The following is a 16,467-nucleotide window of genomic DNA, read 5'->3' on the forward strand; positions in this document are numbered from 1 at the left end:
CATGCTCGGCCTTGTGCTGCCTTGTGCCGAGCATCTGAGCACCGCGATTTCACGAGAACCATTTATTGTCAGGTACTTGTTCGACGTGCTCAGATCCTCGGCACAAGGCCGAGGATGACGTCGCCGGTATCCACGTAACTACGGAAACCGCTTCGTCCTTCTCCTGAAATAGCTTTAGCGGCGGTTGTCCAAAACCCGCAGGATCAGGTTTCGTCTTCCCTTGCGCGGGACGAGATCAATATCGCTGACGAGCTTTGCGCCGCCCTCGCGCCGTTCCAAGGTGATCTTGCGGCTGTGGAAGGCTTCCAGCTCGGCGCGATGCGCAACGCTGATGATGGTTGCCGCCGGCAATTCATCGATCACCATCTCCATCATCCTGTCCTGGCTCTTCTCGTCGAGTGCCGAGGTCGCTTCGTCGAGCACGATGATATCGGGGGTATGCAGCAGCAGCCGTGCGAAGGCGAGCCGCTGCTTTTCGCCGCCGGACAGGATCTGGTCCCAGGGCGCGTCTTCCTCGATCTTCTCGCTCAGATAATCCAGCCCCACCTTGGCAAGGGCCGCCTTGATTTCCTCCGGCGTCCAGCTGTCGGCGGCGCGGGGGTAGGCCACCGCGCGGCGAAGCGTCCCGGACGGGATATAAGGCCGCTGCGGCAACATGAACAAGCGCCGGTCGCCGTGGAAATCGACGCTGCCGTGACCCCAGGGCCAAAGACCGGCAATGGCGCGCACCAGCGTACTCTTGCCCGAGCCGGATTCGCCTGCCACGAGCACCCGCTCGCCCGGTGCGATCTCGACCTGGGCTTCCTTGACCACCGCGGTGCCGTCGTCGAGAGACACCGCGAGATCGTTCAAGTTCAGGATCGCATTGCCCTTGGTTTCACCGTGCCTGATGCGTCCCAGAACGTCGCTCTGTTCGGCGCGCTCGAGGCCGTCGAGCGACATCATCAGCGAGGCGACGCGTCGGGCGCAGGCATTCCAGTCGGCAAGGCGCGGGTAGTTATCGACCAGCCAGCCGAAGGCCGTCTGAACGATGGCGAAGGCGGAGGCCGCCTGCATGACCTCGCCAAGCGTCATGCCGCCTGCGAGAAATTTTGGCGCGCACAGCAGGAGCGGCACAACAGGAGCAATCAGCATCGACCCGTGCGAGACGAAGGTCGTTCGCATGTGCTGGCGCGCAAGCAGCGCCCATTGCTTGAGCACATTGGAAAATGTCTTGTCGAGGTCGCTACGCTCCTCTTCCTCGCCGCCGAGCAATGCGATGCTCTCGCCGTTTTCGCGCACACGGGTCAGCGTGTAGCGGAGTTCGGCCTCGACCTGGTTCTTCACCTCCGAGACCTGGACGAAATGGCGGCCGATGACCGCGATCACAGTCGAGGTAATCACGGCATAGAGGACCGCGGTGACGACGAGAAAACCGGGGATGGTGATGGTCGACCCGGCGACCGGCAGCGTGAGCGCCCCGCCGATCGTCCACAGCACGACGATGAAGGTCGAGGCCGACAGAAAGGCGGCAATGACGCCGGCGACGAAATCGACCGGTGCTTCGGTCGCGATCCGCAAATCCTCCGAGAGGCGCGCCTCGGGATTCTTGTGGTCGCCGTCGATAAGGTTCAACTGATAATAACGACCGTTGGCCAGCCAGCGCGTGATCACCGCCTTCGTCAGCCAGGAGCGCCAGCGACGCTGGATCATCATGCGAACATAGACTTGTGCGGTGACGAGGGCGACGCTTCCGAGCACAAGCGGCACGAAGACGGCGCTGAGATAATAGACGGTGCCGGCGTCGTGTCGCTCTATGGCGTCGAAGATCCCGCGGTTCCAGCGATTGATCCCATATTGGAAGCCGACATTCATGCAGATCATCGTCAACAGACCGATCGAGCACGGCCAGGCGAGCTTGTCGCCACTGCTGCCCCAGTAGCGGCGGGCGCTGATCCAGAAACGCCTCAGCAAATATCGCTTGCGCGCCTGCTCGGCCTCCTCGGGCGTGAGCTTCTGACTTGGTTCAATGACATCTTGCGGCGGCTCGACCTCGACAGTCGATGCCTTCTCCTGGCGCGTCTTTTCGGCACCGTCCTGCTCGGTGCCATCGACCGATTTCGGTTTGAGTGTAACGTCGGTCATGAGCACCATAACGGCGTACAAATCAGAAGGTTTCATGGCGGTGCGGGACACGGCGTCGGCGGCGCCGAAGGGCCACTGCCTTACTGTCGCCGTTAGGTCCTGCTTGCACCCAGGACATAGCTGTCGTTCGCCGCCTTCTGGACCATTGCGATGGCGATCGGCGGAAGGATGAAACTCCAGATGCCGAGCCAGGCAATCGAGATCGGATTTCCCTGGCCTCTGTCGCGGGCCCGCTCACTCAGCAGGTCGCCAAGGGTCATGACAAGAACCGGCAATCCGAGCGGCACGAGGATGGCGATCAGCATGGCCGCAAGCGGCGTGAGCAGGCGCTGCGACCGTGCGGCGCCCGCAAGCTCCCCGTGGATGCGATAGACCCAATAGGCAAGGTAGACGAAGGCGGCCAGCGCGATGCCGAGGACCAGAAGCGCCAAAAGCAGCGCGACCGGAGAACGGGCGACCTCGAAATCACCCGCCTGCAGCAGATTGAGCCCGAGCACCGTCAGGAAAATAAGGATCAGCGGTGCGACCAGGATGATGGCGACCAAGAGGGGTGATCGCCGCCGCGGTGCAAGCGGTTTGTGCCGAGGACGCGGCGGTTCATCGAAGGCGAGGTTTCCAGCCGGCACCAGCACTATGACGGCGAGGAGCAGGCAGGCCAGAAAAGCTGAAACAACGGGCACGGCGCCGAGATCGAACCCGTACAACCACGAGGCGACGGCCGGTGCAAAGGCTGAAATCAGGATCGTCGTCGACATCAGCGTCAGGACGCAGCCGAAGTCGATCTTGCCCGGCCGCCCACCCACCAGGAATATCGCGGCCGCCAGAGGATAGACAGCCCGCATCGCACCGACCACCAGGCCGAACAAAAACAGAAATACCGGCGATGCCCAGAGCGCAGGCGTCGGCAGCAAACAGACGGCTACGACCGCGCAGACGAGAACTGGCGAAATCAAAGCCGACCGACCATGGCGGCTCGCAACGACAAAGGCCAGGAAGGCGCCGACCACCCAGCCAAGGGTGGAGCCGAAATAGAAAATGCCGATTGTCTGCGCGCTGCTTCCCGCCATCTGCGAGATCACGGGGAAGACCGTGCTCAACCCTTGTCCGGCCATCGCCACAAGAAGCGACGACAAAAAGACCGCCCAATAGCGATAGGTGCTCAAGAATTCGGCCAGCTTCCATTCGGCAGCGGTGGAGGGTGCAGAGGTGTTTTCCATTGGTGAAACTTGCTCTCCATTCATGACCATCGCTCATCGCCGACGGCGGAGATCGACCATGCGCATCAAAGAGCTATTTCAATAGCTGTAACGGAGCATTCGCATCAACCCAGACGTTTGCCGACTTGGCTGCGGCACGGCACCGGAGCAGCCCTCCTCGGCTCAGGCGTTTTCGCTCACATTCTGCGGCAGAGATTGCAGCAGGGTCTGACGGGCGGAGCGCAGGTGGACGCGGCAGGCTTTTCCGATCGCTGCCTGGTCGCCGGATTCCAGTGCGGCGATATAATCCAGATGTTCGTGGATGGCGCGTTCGTTGCGCTCGCGGGCGGCCGTCTTGTTCCACTGGTAGTGATAGTGGAAGATGATGGCGATCGCATCGTAGAAATCGGCAATGAAGCGGTTCTTCGAGGCGCGGTGGATCAACAGGTGGAAGCGCTCGTCGAGGACCGAGAAGTCCTTGAAGCGCTGGTTGATGTCGGCAAGCATGGAAAGATGCTCCTCGCGCATGGCGGCCAGATCGATCCAGGCCTGATTTTCGCGCGAAAGCCTGCCGAATTCGGCGGCGGAGTGCAGCTCGAACATTTCGCGGACATCGGCAAGCTCGAGCGCGAATTCGCGGGTGAAGCCCTTCAGCGTCCAATGGCTGTTCGGCCGCTTTTCGATCAGTCCGAAGCGGGAGAAGCGGATCAGGAATTCACGCACGCTCGTTGTGCCGGTGCCGATCTCGCGGGCAAGCTCCAGCTCGTTGATCTGCATGCCGGGTGCGGCATCGTCGGCCAGGATGCGCCGCATGAAGCTGCGCTCGATGATGTCGTGCAGCGAATCCGTCTCTTCGGAAGGAAAGAGGTCGCGGTCGGTGGGCTCGCGCAGCACGATCTTCTGACGTTTGTTCCAGCGGATGATGCCTTCATCGCTGAGGCGGGTGAGGATGGCGCGCGCGGTTGAACGGCTGACGCCGAGCTGGGCTGCGATCTCCGGTTCCGACGGCAGCGCCGTATCCGTGCGCAGGGCCGCGGCATACCTGTTGTAGGCTTCCTTGAAGACCGTATTCTGCCTTGCCATCAGATCCCCCGCTTTCCGCCCGCGTGCCGGGATTGCCGTTCCGCTTCAACAGCGAAACGGCGCCCGACCGGAGCTTGTTGAAAAAACCATTAGCGTATTTCCGATCGTCTGCGGCGCATTGCCTCCCTCGTCCACAGGATCAATATTCCCGTTGACTTGAAAATGTTTATTGTAGATAAAAAACAAAATCAATCGCATTCGCCGATGCAGCGAGCGTTTCCTTCAGGGAGAAGAGATTGGACAAACAGCCTTGGATCATCCTGTCGGCCGGCGACAATGTCGCGGTCGCAACGGCCGCCATCGCCGAAGGTTCGACGGTTGCCGGCATTGCAGCCCGCCAGAAGATCGAGCCGGGCCACAAGGTGGCGATCGCGGATATTCCGCTTGGCTCCGCCGTGGTGAAATACGGGCAGGCGATCGGCCGCACCACCGCCGAGGTCAAGGCCGGTGACCATGTGCACAGCCATAATCTGCATTTTGAAAACGACCGTCTGGCCGCCACCGCCAATTCGGCGCCGGCAGAAGCAACCGCAGAGGACAAGGCGCGCACCTTCATGGGCTATCGCCGCGCCGATGGGCGGGCGGCGACGCGCAACTATATCGGCATCATCGCCAGCGTGAACTGTTCCACCACCGTCTGCCGGGCAATCGCCGACGAGGCGAACCGGACGATCCTGCCGCATTACGACGGCATCGACGGTTTCGTGCCGATCGTGCACGACCAGGGCTGCGGCATGAGCTCGACCGGCGACGGCATGAACGTGCTGCACCGCACACTTGCCGGCTATACCAGGCATGTCAATTTCGGCGGCGTGTTGATGATCGGCCTCGGCTGTGAGGTCAACCAGCTGACGCTTTACGGCCAGAGCGGTGCGGGCGCCTCGAAGCGCCACTTCAACATTCAGGATGCCGGCGGTTCGCGCCGCGCGGTCGAGCGCGCCATGGGCGTGCTGCGCGAGATCGCCGCCGATGTCGGCAGGGAGAAGCGCATGCCGATTTCGATCGGCGAGATCATCATCGGCCTGCAATGCGGCGGCTCGGATGGCTTTTCCGGCATCACCGCCAATCCGGCGCTCGGTGTCGCCGCCGATCTGCTGGCGGCGGCCGGCGGCACGGCGATCCTGTCGGAGACCTCGGAAATCTATGGCGCCGAACATCTGCTGCGCAGCCGCGCCGTCAGCGACGAGGTGGCGCGAAAACTCGACGAGAAAATCGCCTGGTGGGAAGATTACGTCGCGCTGCACGGCGCCTCGCTCGACAACAATCCGTCGCCCGGCAACAAGCGCGGCGGGCTCACCACCATCCTGGAAAAGTCGCTCGGCGCCGTGGCCAAGGGCGGCCGCTCGCCGCTGACGGCGGTCTATGGCTATGCCGAGCGGGTGACCGCGCCCGGCCTCGTCTTCATGGACACACCCGGCTACGATCCGGTTTCAGCGACCGGACAGGTGGCGGGCGGGGCAAATATGATCGCCTTTACCACCGGCCGCGGCAGCTGCTTCGGCTGCCGGCCGGCGCCGTCGCTGAAGCTGTCCAGCAATTCGGCGCTCTATGCCTCGATGGAAGAGGACATGGACATCGATTGCGGCACGATCGCCACCGGCGACGCGACGATCAGCGGCAAGGGCCGCGAGATCTTCGATCTGATCGTCGACACGGCCTCCGGCAAGAAGACCAAGAGCGAGATCTTCGGTTACGGCGATAACGAATTCGTGCCTTGGCATCTCGGCGCTACGCTCTAGATTGCGATGCTAAGCTGTTGTTTTTAGGCAATTCCCGGGGGGGCATGATGAAGACGAGACGGATCGGCAAGACCGGGCTTGAGGTGACCGAGATCAGCTACGGTGCAGCTCCCCTGGGTGGTCTCTACCGCGACTGCCCGCGCGATCAGGCGATGGAGACGCTGCAGGCAGCCTGGGACAGCGGCATCCGCTATTTCGATGTCGCTCCCTGGTACGGCCTCGGCCTTGCGGAACGGCGCGTTGGCGATTTCCTGCGCGATCAGCCGGATGGCGCCTATGTGCTTTCCACCAAGGTCGGCCGGCTGCTGAGGCCGGTGCCGACGGGTACCGTTCCCGACTATAGCTATGTCAATCCGCTCTCCTTCGACGCCGATTACGACTATTCCTATGACGGCATCATGCGCTCGGTCGAGTTCAGCTATGCGCGCCTCGGCCTCAACCGCATCGACATTCTCTACGTGCATGATATCGGCGTCTATACGCATGGCGCGGCGAAGAACGCGGTCTACCAGAAGCAGCTTCTCGATTCCGGCATCAAGGCGCTGGACGCGCTCAAGTCATCGGGCGCCATCTCTGCCTTCGGCCTCGGCGTCAACGAGGTGCCGGTCTGCCTCGACGTCATGCGCCATGCCGATCTCGACTGCATCCTGCTTGCCGGCCGTTATACGCTGCTCGACCGTTCGGCGGTCGCCGAACTTCTGCCGCTCTGCCGGCAGAAGGGCACATCGCTCGTCGTCGGCGGCGTCTTCAACTCCGGCATCCTCGCTACAGGCCCGGTGCCGGGCTCACATTTCGACTATATGCCGGCCGATGCGGACGTTCTTGCCAAGGTCGGCGCCATGGAGGCAATCGCCAAGCGTCACGGCGTGCCGCTCGCGGCCGCCGCCATGCAATTTCCACTGCGCGACCCGATCGTCGCCTCGGTGCTGATCGGCACGGCAAAACCGTCGAGCCTGACGCGCAACATGGAGACAGTCGAGCCGCCGCTAGCCGACGAGATCTACGACGAATTCGAACCCTATACGCTCACTGCGCCGCCGCTCGGCGCCGAAGCGGTCCGGGTCTGAGGGAGACAACATGCTGAGAGGTATTCATCCGCTGCTCGGGCCCGATCTGCTTCATGCGCTGAAGACGATGGGGCATGGCGACGACATCGTCATCGCAGACGCCAATTTCCCCGCGGGCTCGATGGGCCCACCGGTCATCCGCGCCGACGGCGTCAGCGCCACCGCGATGGCCGAGGCGATCCTGACACATATGCCGCTCGACACTTTCGTACCCGAGACTGCCTGGCGGATGGAGGTAGTCGGCGACCCGCAGGCCGTGCCCGAGGTCTGCGCCGAATTTCAGGAAATCGTCGCCCAGCGCGCCGGCGAGTTTTCGATCGTGCCGGTGGAGCGTTTCGCCTTTTATGCGATGGCGCGCAAGGCCGCCTATATCGTGGCGACAACCGAATTCCGGCTGTATGGCAACCTGATTTTGAAAAAGGGCGTCGTGCATCCGCACGAGGTCGATTTCACCTGATAGCTATTTTAGGTTATCGTAGTATTGGAATAAAATCAGATGCTTGGAAGGAGTTTTCCGTAGCAAAAAAGCTGGATTGACGCCCTTGCAATTTGATTGCGCCTCGGCTAGCTTCTGTCTGCAAATGTTTTTTATCGATAAAAACCCTCCGCCAGCGTTCAGCGGTCCGGTTTATTGGAGGAGAACGCATCCTGAGAGGAGAACTTTTATGAGCATCGTGAAATCCCTGCTGTCCCGCCGCGCCTTTACCGCGCTCGCGGGTGCCGCCGTCATCGCCACAGCGATGCCGGTCACGTCCTTTGCCGCCGACGTGACGATCCCGATCATCGTCAAGGACACGACGTCCTTCTACTGGCAGATCGTTCTGGCCGGCGCCCGCAAGGCCGGCAAGGATCTCGGCGTCAACGTGCCGGAACTCGGCGCCCAGGCAGAATCCGACATCAACGGCCAGATCAGCATTCTGGAGAATGCCGTTGCCGGCAAGCCGGCCGCCATCGTCATCTCGCCGACCGAATTCAAGGCGCTCGGCAAGCCGATCGACGAAGCCGCCAAGTCGGTTCCGATCATCGGCATCGACTCCGGTGCCGACTCCAAGGCGTTCAGCTCGTTCCTGACGACCGACAACGTCCAGGGCGGCCGCATCGCCGCCGACGGTCTTGCCGCCGCCATCAAGGAGATGACCGGCAAGGAAGAAGGCGACATCGTCATCCTGACCAATCTTCCCGGCGTCGGCTCACTGGAACAGCGCCGCGAAGGCTTCCTCGATCAGATCAAGACCAAGCATCCGGGTCTGAAGGTCATCGCCGACAAGTATGGTGACGGCCAAGCAACCACCGGCCTCAACATGATGACCGACCTGATCACGGCCAACCCGAAGCTCGTCGGCGTCTTCGCCTCGAACCTAATCCTGGCGCAGGGCGTCGGCCAGGCGATCGCCGAAAACAAGCTCGGCGACAAGATCAAGGTCATCGGCTTCGACAGTGACGACAAGACGGTCGGTTTCCTCAAGGACGGTGCGATTGCCGGCCTCGTCGTTCAGGACCCCTATCGCATGGGCTATGACGGCATCAAGACCGCGCTTGCCGTCTCCAAGGGCGAAAAGGTTCCTGAGAATGTCGACACCGGCGCAAACCTCGTCACCAAGGCGAACATGGCCGATCCGAAGATCGACGCGCTCCTGAACCCGAAGATCAAGTAAGACGACAGACGGGCCGCGCCGGCTCAAAAACCGGCGCGGCCTTTTCCATCCATGGTATGGTTCAGCAGGGATGGAGCAGACGCGACAAGAGGAGGAGAGGTCCATGATCGGACTGGAAGAGGTCAGTCATCGCCACGATGACAGCGCCACGCTGAAAGAAGCCAATCGCATTCCCGCCGGATCGCCTATCCTCGAACTCAAGGGCCTGCAGAAGAATTACGGTCATGTGCAGGCGCTGAAACCGGCGACGCTGACCTTCCTGGCCGGAGAGATCCACGCCATCGTCGGCGAAAACGGCGCCGGCAAATCCACCCTGATCAAATTGCTCACCGGCGTCATCACCCGCACGGCCGGCGAGGTGCTGTGGTGCGGCCATCCCGTCGGGCTGTCGACGCCGAACGAGGCGATCGCCCGCGGCATCAATGCCGTCCACCAGGAAGTGGTGCTCTGCCCGCACCTGACGGTCGCCGCCAACCTCTTCCTCGGCGACGAGGTCAACCGCTATGGCCTGATGCGCAAGAAGCAGATGGAAAAGATGGCGCAGGCGGTACTCGACGATCTTGGCTTCGGCCTGCCGGCCGGCGCGCTTCTAAGTTCGCTGACGATCGGCCAGCAGCAGCTGGTGGCAACGGCGCGCGCGGCGATGCGCGGCACGCAATTCCTGATCTTCGACGAACCCACCGCCTATCTGACACGCCAGGAATCGGCGCAGCTGTTCAAGCTGATCCGCCGCCTGCAGGGCGAAGGCGTGACCATCGTCTATATCAGCCACCGCATGGAGGAGGTCTTCGAACTGGCCGACCGGGTCTCGGTGCTGCGCGACGGCACGCATGTCGGCACGCGGCTGATCGGCGAGACCAATGATGCCGAGCTGATCGCTTTGATGATCAACCGCTCGATCGAGCAGATCTACCACAAGGAAGAGATCGCCTTCGGCGAGACGATCGTCGAGGTCAAAGGGCTTTCGGGTCCGGGCTTCGAGGACGTGTCGCTCAGCGTCAAATCAGGACAGATCGTCGGCCTCTATGGCCTGATCGGCGCCGGACGCAGCGAATTCGCGCTGGGCCTTTATGGGCGCCAGCCGAAAAGCGCCGGCGAAATCCACTGGATGGGCAAGCGCGTCGACATCCGGAACGAACGCACGGCCATGGAGCTCGGCATTGCGCTGGCGCCGGAAAGCCGGCGCGACCAGGGGCTCTGCCTCAATCAGTCGATCGGCCTCAATATCAACCTGCCGGTCTTCGGGCGCCTCAGCCACGGGCCGGTCATCAACCATGCGCGGGAATCGGCGAATGCCGACAATCAGATCCGCAATCTCAGCATCAAGACGCCGAGCCGGCGCGTTCCGGCCTCCAGCATGTCGGGCGGTAACCAGCAGAAGATCGTCATCGGCAAGTGGCTGAGCCACGGCGCCAGGCTGTTCATCTTCGACGAACCAACCGTCGGCGTCGACGTCGGCACCAAGGCGGAAATCTACCGGCTGTTCGCCAAGCTTCTGAAGGAGGGGGCGGGCATCATCCTGATCTCCTCCTATCTGCCAGAGGTCTACGAACTGGCCGACCGGCTGCACGTCTTCCGCGGCGGCAGGATCGTCGCCAGCCATGATTTCCACGCGGCGACGCATGAAGAAGTGCTCAGCGAAGCGATCGGCGTCTGAGCACGAGACAACAAAGAGATAGAGCATTTCCGCGGTTCGGAGAAAAACGGAAAGGCTCTAAGAGGGAGAAAATTCATGACTGCCACCCCCACCGAAATCGTCGCGCCGCCGCCGCGCCGGAAAATGAATATCCTGTTCGGCCTGACGCTGATCGGGCTCTTGATCTTCCTCTGGGTCGTGCTCGGCTTCGTCACCGCCAGCTTCTGGACGCCGCTCAACATCTCGAACCTGCTGCGTCAGGGGGCGATGACGGCGATTCTGGCGCTCGGCCAGACCTTCGTCATTATCACCGCCGGCATCGACCTGTCGGTCGGCGCCATCGTCGGCTTCTGCACGGTCATCATCGCCTGGCTGCTGCAGGCCGGCGTGCCGCTCTGGGCGGCGATCGTGCTGACGCTCGCCATCGGTGTGGCGATCGGCGCCTTCCACGGCTTCGGCATCGTCCATATGGGCCTGCCGCCGTTCATCATCACGCTGGCAACGCTGACATCGCTGCGCGGCATCGGCCTGCTGATCACCAACGGTTCGACGATCAGCATCACCGACGAGAGCTTCAGCAATTTCGCCCGTGCCGATTTCCTCGGCATTCCCAGTCTGTTCTGGATGGTCATCCTGGTGGCGGTGCCTTCCTTCGTCTTCCTGCATCTCAGCCGCTGGGGCCGCTATCTCTTCGCGGTCGGCTCGAATGCGGAAGCCGCGCGCCTTTCCGGCGTCAACGTCAAGGGCATGATCTATCTCGCCTATATCCTCTCGGCCGGCTTTGCCGCCTTCGTCGGCGTGCTGCTCGCCTCGCGCATCGCGATCGGCAATGCGACGCAAGCCGACGGCTGGGAACTGCAGGCGATCGCATCCTCGGTCATCGGCGGCACCAGCCTGTTCGGCGCGGTCGGCTCCGTGCACGGCCCGCTGATCGGCGCCTTCATTCTCGCCACCATCAACAACGGCGCCAACCTTCTGAACGTCAACTCCTTCTGGCAGCGCATCATCACCGGACTGCTGATCATCGTGATCGTGTTCTTCGACCAGTTGCGCCGCCGCAAGAGCAGCTGAGCAGCGAGAGAGAGCGGCCTGCCCCTCATCCGGCTGCCGCCACCTTCTCCCCGCTCGCGGGGAGAAGGGACCAGGCCGCAACCTCTCGGTCCCTCGCCAATGTCTCGCTGGGCACGTCCCCTCGCCCCGCAAGCGGGGGTCCGCAGGACGGGTCGAGACGAGTGGCTCGACCCTGGTAAGGCTAGGGTGAGGGGCAGCTATCCGCCCGAACCGAACAGCAGTTGGCACGACACAGAGTAAAGAACGAAGAATGCGAGACCCGTCATGAAAGCAGTTGTTTGCCGCGAACCCGGCGTACTCGACATCGTCGAACGCCCATCACCTTCCGCACCGGCGCCCGGATGGGTGCGGCTGGCCGTCAGCCATGTCGGCATCTGCGGCACGGATTATCACATCTACGAGGGCAAGCACCCTTTCCTCGAATATCCCCGGGTGATGGGGCATGAGATCTCGGCGACGGTGATCGAGGCCGGCGACGGCGTGGCGCTTACGGCCGGCACGCCTGTCATCGTCAACCCCTATCTCTCCTGCGGTCAATGTGTCGCCTGCATCAAGGGCAAGCCGAACTGCTGCACCAACATCAAGGTCCTCGGCGTCCATACCGATGGCGCCTTCTGCGAGGAGATCTCCGTTCCGGCAGGCAATCTCTATCCCGCCAAGGGCCTCAGCCTCGAAGCGGCGGCGACGACGGAATTTCTGGCGATCGGCGCCCATGCGGTGCGCCGCTCGCTCGCCGGCGCCGGCGCGCGCTCGCTCGTCATCGGCGCCGGGCCGATCGGGCTCGGCGCTGCGATCTTCTCGCGCATCGCCGGCCATGACGTGACGCTGCTCGATACCAGCGCCGAACGGCTGCAGATGGCCGCCGAACGCTTCGGCTTCACCTCCGGCATCGTCGCCAACGAGGCGACGGCCGAGGCCGTCAAGGAAAAGACCAATGGCGACGGCTTCGACGTGGTCTTCGACGCCACAGGTTACGGCCCGTCGATGGAGAAAGCCTTCTCCTTCGTCGCCCACGGCGGCGCGCTGGTGCTGGTCAGCGTCGTCAAGGACGACATCCGCTTCTCCGATCCGGAGTTCCACAAGCGCGAGATGATGCTGATCGGTAGCCGCAATGCCACTCGCGCCGATTTCGAGCACGTGGCGGATTCGATCGCCAAAGGGCTGGTGCCGGTCGACAAGCTGATCACCCACCGCACGACACTCGCCGACGCGCCGCGCGATGTGGCCCGCTGGGCGCATGAGAAGAGCGGGCTGATCAAGGCGGTGATCAGGGTTGGTGGGTAGGTAGGACGTGTATCATGCGCGCGGAGTGCTGCGCGTGGATACTCGGGTCAAGCCCGAGTAGGACGGAGTATGAGGCGGCTGCAGCGAGAGGCGGGACGTCCGGAGGAATTCCAGCAAAATGCGAGCGGTTTTGGGTGGAACTCGCCTAGGCAAACACGGTAACTGCAAAAGCCACTGGGTTTGCGGTACCTGCCGCACAGGCTCCCCCACTCTCCATCGTGCTCGGGCTTGACCCGAGGACCCATGGCCGCAGGCGCTCCATTCGCGTTCCAAACTGCAACCGTTTGTCGTCAACAGTGCAGAAACCGCTAACACACCGCCGCAATCGCCCTGCTCATCTCCCTAACCGCCGCGGCATCCGTCCGGTTCGCACTTTTCGCCTCGAAACCAAAAGCCACCGCACGCGGATCGCGGCTTTCGACCGGCGAGCTGCAGGAGCCGTGGACCTCTCGGGCTCCGGTCGCACGGAGAATTTCGCCGACATTGGCAGGGCGGACGCCGCTGCCAGGCATGATCGAGATGCGGCCGGCCGCTTTCTCTGAAAGACGCTTCAGCGTATCGAGGCCGTCGGCCGCCTTCGGCGCGCAGCCGGAGGTCAGGATGCGCTCAACGCCGAGTTCGATCGCCTGTTCCAGCGCCTGATCGGCATCCGGCACCAGGTCGAAAGCGCGGTGCAGCGTCGAGCCTAGGCCGGCGGCATGCGCCTTCAGACGGTGGAGCAGCGGCAGGTCGAGCGTGCCGTCCGGGCGGTTGGCGCCGATGACGACGCCGGCGAGGCCGGCTGCGCGCACCGCGTCGATATCGAGCATCATCGCCTCCTCGTCGACGCTGTCGAAAATGAAGGGGCCGGCGTGCGGGCGGATCATGGCATAGACCGGAATCGGCGCCCGGGCGGCGATCCGCATCAGGCTCGGCAGCGGCGTCAGACCGCCGAGCTCCAGCGCCGAGCACAGCTCGATGCGGCCGGCGCCGCCTTCGATTGCGGCGGCAAGGCCCGCGGCGCTGTCGACGCAGACTTCCAGTAAAATCGTCACGCTGCCGTCTCCCTGGCCCCGTCGACCTGCTTTGTGATGGGCGCGGCAGATTCCGAGGTGATTTTGGCGGCCGCCGCGATGATCATCTCGCAGGCATCGGCAGCGGCTTTTCGATGGTTGAAGGCGACGTGATAGGACATCGGCAGATGCTCGTCGAGATCGACGATGCGCACCTTGTCGGCGATCGGCATGGCGCTGACACGGCCGAGGAAGGAGACGTAGCCGTGATTGGCGACGAGATCGACGATGACAGGCAGCGAATCCGCCGCGGTGATATCCCGGCTGCGCAAGCGCCGGTCGGGTGCGCTCGCTTCGCTGAAGGCCATGGCGGCGTGGCCGAGACCGGTGCGCGGGCTCGGCGTGCAGATCGCATGCGCGGCGACGAGTTCGGCGACTGTGGTTTGGGTGCTTTGCGGCGGCGCGATCGCCACCATGTCGGTCTGCAGCAATTCGCGATGCCGGAAATGTTCCAGGCCGAAGACCGAATCCAGGACGGCGACGTCGATGCGGCCGCTCTTCAGCGCCTCGAGCAGGTCGTCGGCGGTCATCGAGACCAGCGAAATCGCGTTGTTGCTGCGGCGCGCATTCCATTCGGAGACCAGCAGGCCCAGGCAGCGCGCCACCCAGCTTTCCGATCCCGTCGGGATGATCGAGCCGATGCGCAGCGACCGCGCGGTGCGGCGGTAGCGCTCGTCGGCGGCCGATTTCAGATCGTTCCATGCCTGGCTGATCGCCATGAAGATCTGGTAGGCGCGCCTGCCCTCCTCCGTCAGCACCGAGCCCTGCGCCTGCCGCTCGAACAGGCGGCGGCCGAGAAATCGCTCCAAATTGGCGAGCTGCAGCGAAAGCTGCGGTTGCCCCAAGTGAAGGCGGCGGGCAGCGCGGTTGATGCTGCCCTGGTCGGCCACCTCGAGAAAGCGCTCGATCGCAACCACCTTGACGGGGATGCGCGACGCCCAGGCCTCGGCCGTCCCGCTGGCGTCGTGGCCTGCAAATTTGCCGAGTTCGCCGATCGCGACGGTAATCGGCTGCAGGCCTTCGAGCAACCCGCCGGCGGCGATCAGCATCACCAGTTCGCCGGAAGCGCGTTCCGTCAGTTTCATCGCCAGTTCGGTCTCGGCATTACGGATTGCCGCAGACACGGTGGACGGCGACAGCTGGAAGCGGCGCGCGGTCTCGCGGACTGAACCTGAGGTCAGGACGTGGTGCGTTATGAACAGGGCGCCGAGATGCAAAAGGCGGGCTCCGGAAAGCGCTGGAAGAACCGGACGATATGACGTGTTCGCGAAAAAAGATATCCCTGCCCCGGGAGAGCGGGGCTATCGTCACCTTCATAACAAGGCGGGCGGCGGAATTCCCGCAAACGAGCACCGGACCATCGTGGGAACACGCAAGGGGACAAAAACAAATCGCGCCGGCCTTGGAAAAGGGAATGCATTTCCGCGCGCGGAAAGAGGTTCGCCGTCATAATCGTCGGCGCGACCGCAAATACTGGAGGGGGCTTGCATCGATTTTTCGGGCGGGCACGCTATTTCCATGACGCACGCAATTCGGATGATGGCGGCCTTACCGCCTTCGCCGGCGGATTTCCTGCGCGCAAGCCTTGCCGGCTTGGGCCTCATCACGGTGTTTAAAAGGGGATATTCAATGCTGAAGAAACTCGCACTTGCCGTTTCGCTCTCCGCCTTCGCAGCGGGCGCGGTTCAGGCCGCCGACGTCGTCGTCTCGTCGAAGATCGACACGGAAGGCACGCTGCTCGGCAACGTCATCGCACTGGCGCTCGAAGCCAACGGCATCAAGACGCAGGACCGTATCGCACTCGGCGCCACACCGGTGGTGCGCAAGGCGATCACCGCAGGCGAAATCGACATCTACCCAGAATATACCGGCAATGCCGGCTTCTTCTTCAACAAGGCCGATGACGCCGCCTGGAAGAACATCGACCAGGGTTACGAGCTGGCGAAGAAGCTCGACTACGAGGCCAACAAGATCGTCTGGCTGACGCCGTCGCCGGCTAATAACACCTGGGCGCTCGCCGTGCGCAATGACGTCGCCCAGCCGAACAAGCTGAAGAGCCTGACTGACTTCGGCAAATGGGTCGCCGGCGGCGGCGCTGCCAAGCTTGCGGCTTCCGCCGAATTCGTCAATTCGGCCGGCGCGCTGCCCGCCTTTCAGACCACCTATGGCTTCCAGCTGAAGCCCGACCAGATGGTCGTTCTTTCCGGCGGCGATACCGCGGCGACGATCAAGGCGGCGGCCGACCAGACGAACGGCGTCAACACCGCGATGGTCTACGGCACCGACGGCGCGATCGAAGCGGCCGAGCTCACCGTTCTCGAAGACGACAAGAACGTGCAGCAGGTCTATGCGCCGACCCCGATCATCCGCGAAGAGGTGCTGAAGGCCAATCCGAAGATCGAGGAAATCCTCTCGCCGATCTTCAAGAGCCTGAGCGCCGACGAGTTGCGCAAGCTCAATGCCAAGATCCAGGTGGACGGCGAGCCGGCAAAGTCTGTTGCCGAAGCCTATCTCAAGGAAAAAGGCTTCCTGAAGTAATCATTGCCGCTCCGCCCCGTCG

13 protein-coding genes are annotated in these 16,467 nt (G+C 63.0%); 8 read left to right on the top strand and 5 right to left on the bottom strand.

Annotated elements, in window-relative coordinates:
• Positions 1-174: 174 nt before the first annotated feature.
• The 3 genes from J7U39_RS17585 to J7U39_RS17595 form a co-directional block, all read right to left on the bottom strand.
• A complete protein-coding gene (locus tag J7U39_RS17585; protein WP_210629350.1) occupies positions 175-2,124 on the bottom strand; it encodes an ABC transporter ATP-binding protein/permease in 1,950 nt (649 codons plus the stop codon).
• A gap of 92 nt (positions 2,125-2,216) precedes the next feature.
• Positions 2,217-3,341 (bottom strand): hypothetical protein, encoded by a 1,125-nt coding sequence (locus tag J7U39_RS17590; RefSeq protein WP_210629351.1) that lies wholly within the window; start codon positions 3,339-3,341, stop codon positions 2,217-2,219.
• A 162-nt stretch (positions 3,342-3,503) separates the two neighbouring features.
• Entirely contained in the window at positions 3,504-4,403 is a 900-nt protein-coding gene (locus J7U39_RS17595) for a GntR family transcriptional regulator (protein WP_210629352.1), read from the bottom strand.
• 236 nt (positions 4,404-4,639) lie between these two features.
• Between J7U39_RS17595 and J7U39_RS17600 the strand changes: the two genes are divergently transcribed.
• The 7 genes from J7U39_RS17600 (at position 4,640) to J7U39_RS17630 (ending at position 12,855) form a co-directional block, all read left to right on the top strand.
• A complete protein-coding gene (locus J7U39_RS17600) occupies positions 4,640-6,142 on the top strand; it encodes an altronate dehydratase family protein (RefSeq protein ID WP_210629353.1) in 1,503 nt (500 codons plus the stop codon).
• A gap of 47 nt (positions 6,143-6,189) precedes the next feature.
• Complete coding sequence (locus J7U39_RS17605) at positions 6,190-7,209, top strand: aldo/keto reductase (RefSeq protein WP_210629354.1); 1,020 nt, start codon at positions 6,190-6,192, stop codon at positions 7,207-7,209.
• Between the two features lie 10 nt (positions 7,210-7,219).
• The gene (locus J7U39_RS17610) at positions 7,220-7,666 is read left to right on the top strand and encodes an RbsD/FucU domain-containing protein (RefSeq protein ID WP_210629355.1); all 447 of its coding nucleotides are present in this window, start codon (positions 7,220-7,222) and stop codon (positions 7,664-7,666) included.
• A gap of 208 nt (positions 7,667-7,874) precedes the next feature.
• Positions 7,875-8,864 carry an ABC transporter substrate-binding protein gene (locus J7U39_RS17615; RefSeq protein WP_210629356.1) on the top strand — a complete coding sequence of 330 codons (990 nt, stop codon included), beginning with the start codon at positions 7,875-7,877 and terminating at the stop codon, positions 8,862-8,864.
• Between the two features lie 103 nt (positions 8,865-8,967).
• On the top strand, positions 8,968-10,521 hold the full coding sequence (locus tag J7U39_RS17620; RefSeq protein WP_210629357.1) for a sugar ABC transporter ATP-binding protein: 1,554 nt from the start codon (positions 8,968-8,970) through the stop codon (positions 10,519-10,521).
• Positions 10,522-10,596: 75 nt separating this feature from the next.
• Complete coding sequence (locus J7U39_RS17625) at positions 10,597-11,571, top strand: ABC transporter permease (RefSeq protein ID WP_210629358.1); 975 nt, start codon at positions 10,597-10,599, stop codon at positions 11,569-11,571.
• 264 nt (positions 11,572-11,835) lie between these two features.
• The gene (locus tag J7U39_RS17630) at positions 11,836-12,855 is read left to right on the top strand and encodes a zinc-binding alcohol dehydrogenase family protein (protein ID WP_210629359.1); all 1,020 of its coding nucleotides are present in this window, start codon (positions 11,836-11,838) and stop codon (positions 12,853-12,855) included.
• Positions 12,856-13,163: 308 nt separating this feature from the next.
• On the opposite strand, the gene J7U39_RS17635 is transcribed toward J7U39_RS17630, so the two are convergent.
• Both J7U39_RS17635 and J7U39_RS17640 read right to left on the bottom strand, forming a co-directional pair.
• A complete protein-coding gene (locus J7U39_RS17635; protein ID WP_210629360.1) occupies positions 13,164-13,889 on the bottom strand; it encodes a copper homeostasis protein CutC in 726 nt (241 codons plus the stop codon).
• The gene (locus tag J7U39_RS17640) at positions 13,886-15,124 is read right to left on the bottom strand and encodes a LysR family transcriptional regulator (protein ID WP_210629361.1); all 1,239 of its coding nucleotides are present in this window, start codon (positions 15,122-15,124) and stop codon (positions 13,886-13,888) included. Before J7U39_RS17640 ends, J7U39_RS17635 begins: the two co-directional genes overlap by 4 nt.
• A 412-nt stretch (positions 15,125-15,536) precedes the next feature.
• On the opposite strand from J7U39_RS17640, the gene J7U39_RS17645 reads away from it, so the two are divergent.
• On the top strand, positions 15,537-16,445 hold the full coding sequence (locus J7U39_RS17645; RefSeq protein ID WP_210629362.1) for an ABC transporter substrate-binding protein: 909 nt from the start codon (positions 15,537-15,539) through the stop codon (positions 16,443-16,445).
• The last annotated feature ends 22 nt before the right edge of the window (positions 16,446-16,467 follow it).

It is taken from the genome of Rhizobium sp. NLR16a (genome assembly GCF_017948245.1).
Classification (GTDB): Bacteria; Pseudomonadota; Alphaproteobacteria; order Rhizobiales; family Rhizobiaceae; genus Rhizobium.

What these genes read in the sequence shown, in the direction of transcription:
- J7U39_RS17585 (WP_210629350.1), bottom strand. Translation starts at nt 2,124, where the DNA reads ATGACCGACGTTACACTCAAACCGAAATCGGTCGATGGCACCGAGCAG.
- J7U39_RS17590 (WP_210629351.1), bottom strand. Translation starts at nt 3,341, where the DNA reads ATGGAAAACACCTCTGCACCCTCCACCGCTGCCGAATGGAAGCTGGCC.
- J7U39_RS17595 (WP_210629352.1), bottom strand. Translation starts at nt 4,403, where the DNA reads ATGGCAAGGCAGAATACGGTCTTCAAGGAAGCCTACAACAGGTATGCC.
- J7U39_RS17605 (WP_210629354.1), top strand. Translation starts at nt 6,190, where the DNA reads ATGAAGACGAGACGGATCGGCAAGACCGGGCTTGAGGTGACCGAGATC.
- J7U39_RS17610 (WP_210629355.1), top strand. Translation starts at nt 7,220, where the DNA reads ATGCTGAGAGGTATTCATCCGCTGCTCGGGCCCGATCTGCTTCATGCG.
- J7U39_RS17615 (WP_210629356.1), top strand. Translation starts at nt 7,875, where the DNA reads ATGAGCATCGTGAAATCCCTGCTGTCCCGCCGCGCCTTTACCGCGCTC.
- J7U39_RS17620 (WP_210629357.1), top strand. Translation starts at nt 8,968, where the DNA reads ATGATCGGACTGGAAGAGGTCAGTCATCGCCACGATGACAGCGCCACG.
- J7U39_RS17625 (WP_210629358.1), top strand. Translation starts at nt 10,597, where the DNA reads ATGACTGCCACCCCCACCGAAATCGTCGCGCCGCCGCCGCGCCGGAAA.
- J7U39_RS17630 (WP_210629359.1), top strand. Translation starts at nt 11,836, where the DNA reads ATGAAAGCAGTTGTTTGCCGCGAACCCGGCGTACTCGACATCGTCGAA.
- J7U39_RS17645 (WP_210629362.1), top strand. Translation starts at nt 15,537, where the DNA reads ATGCTGAAGAAACTCGCACTTGCCGTTTCGCTCTCCGCCTTCGCAGCG.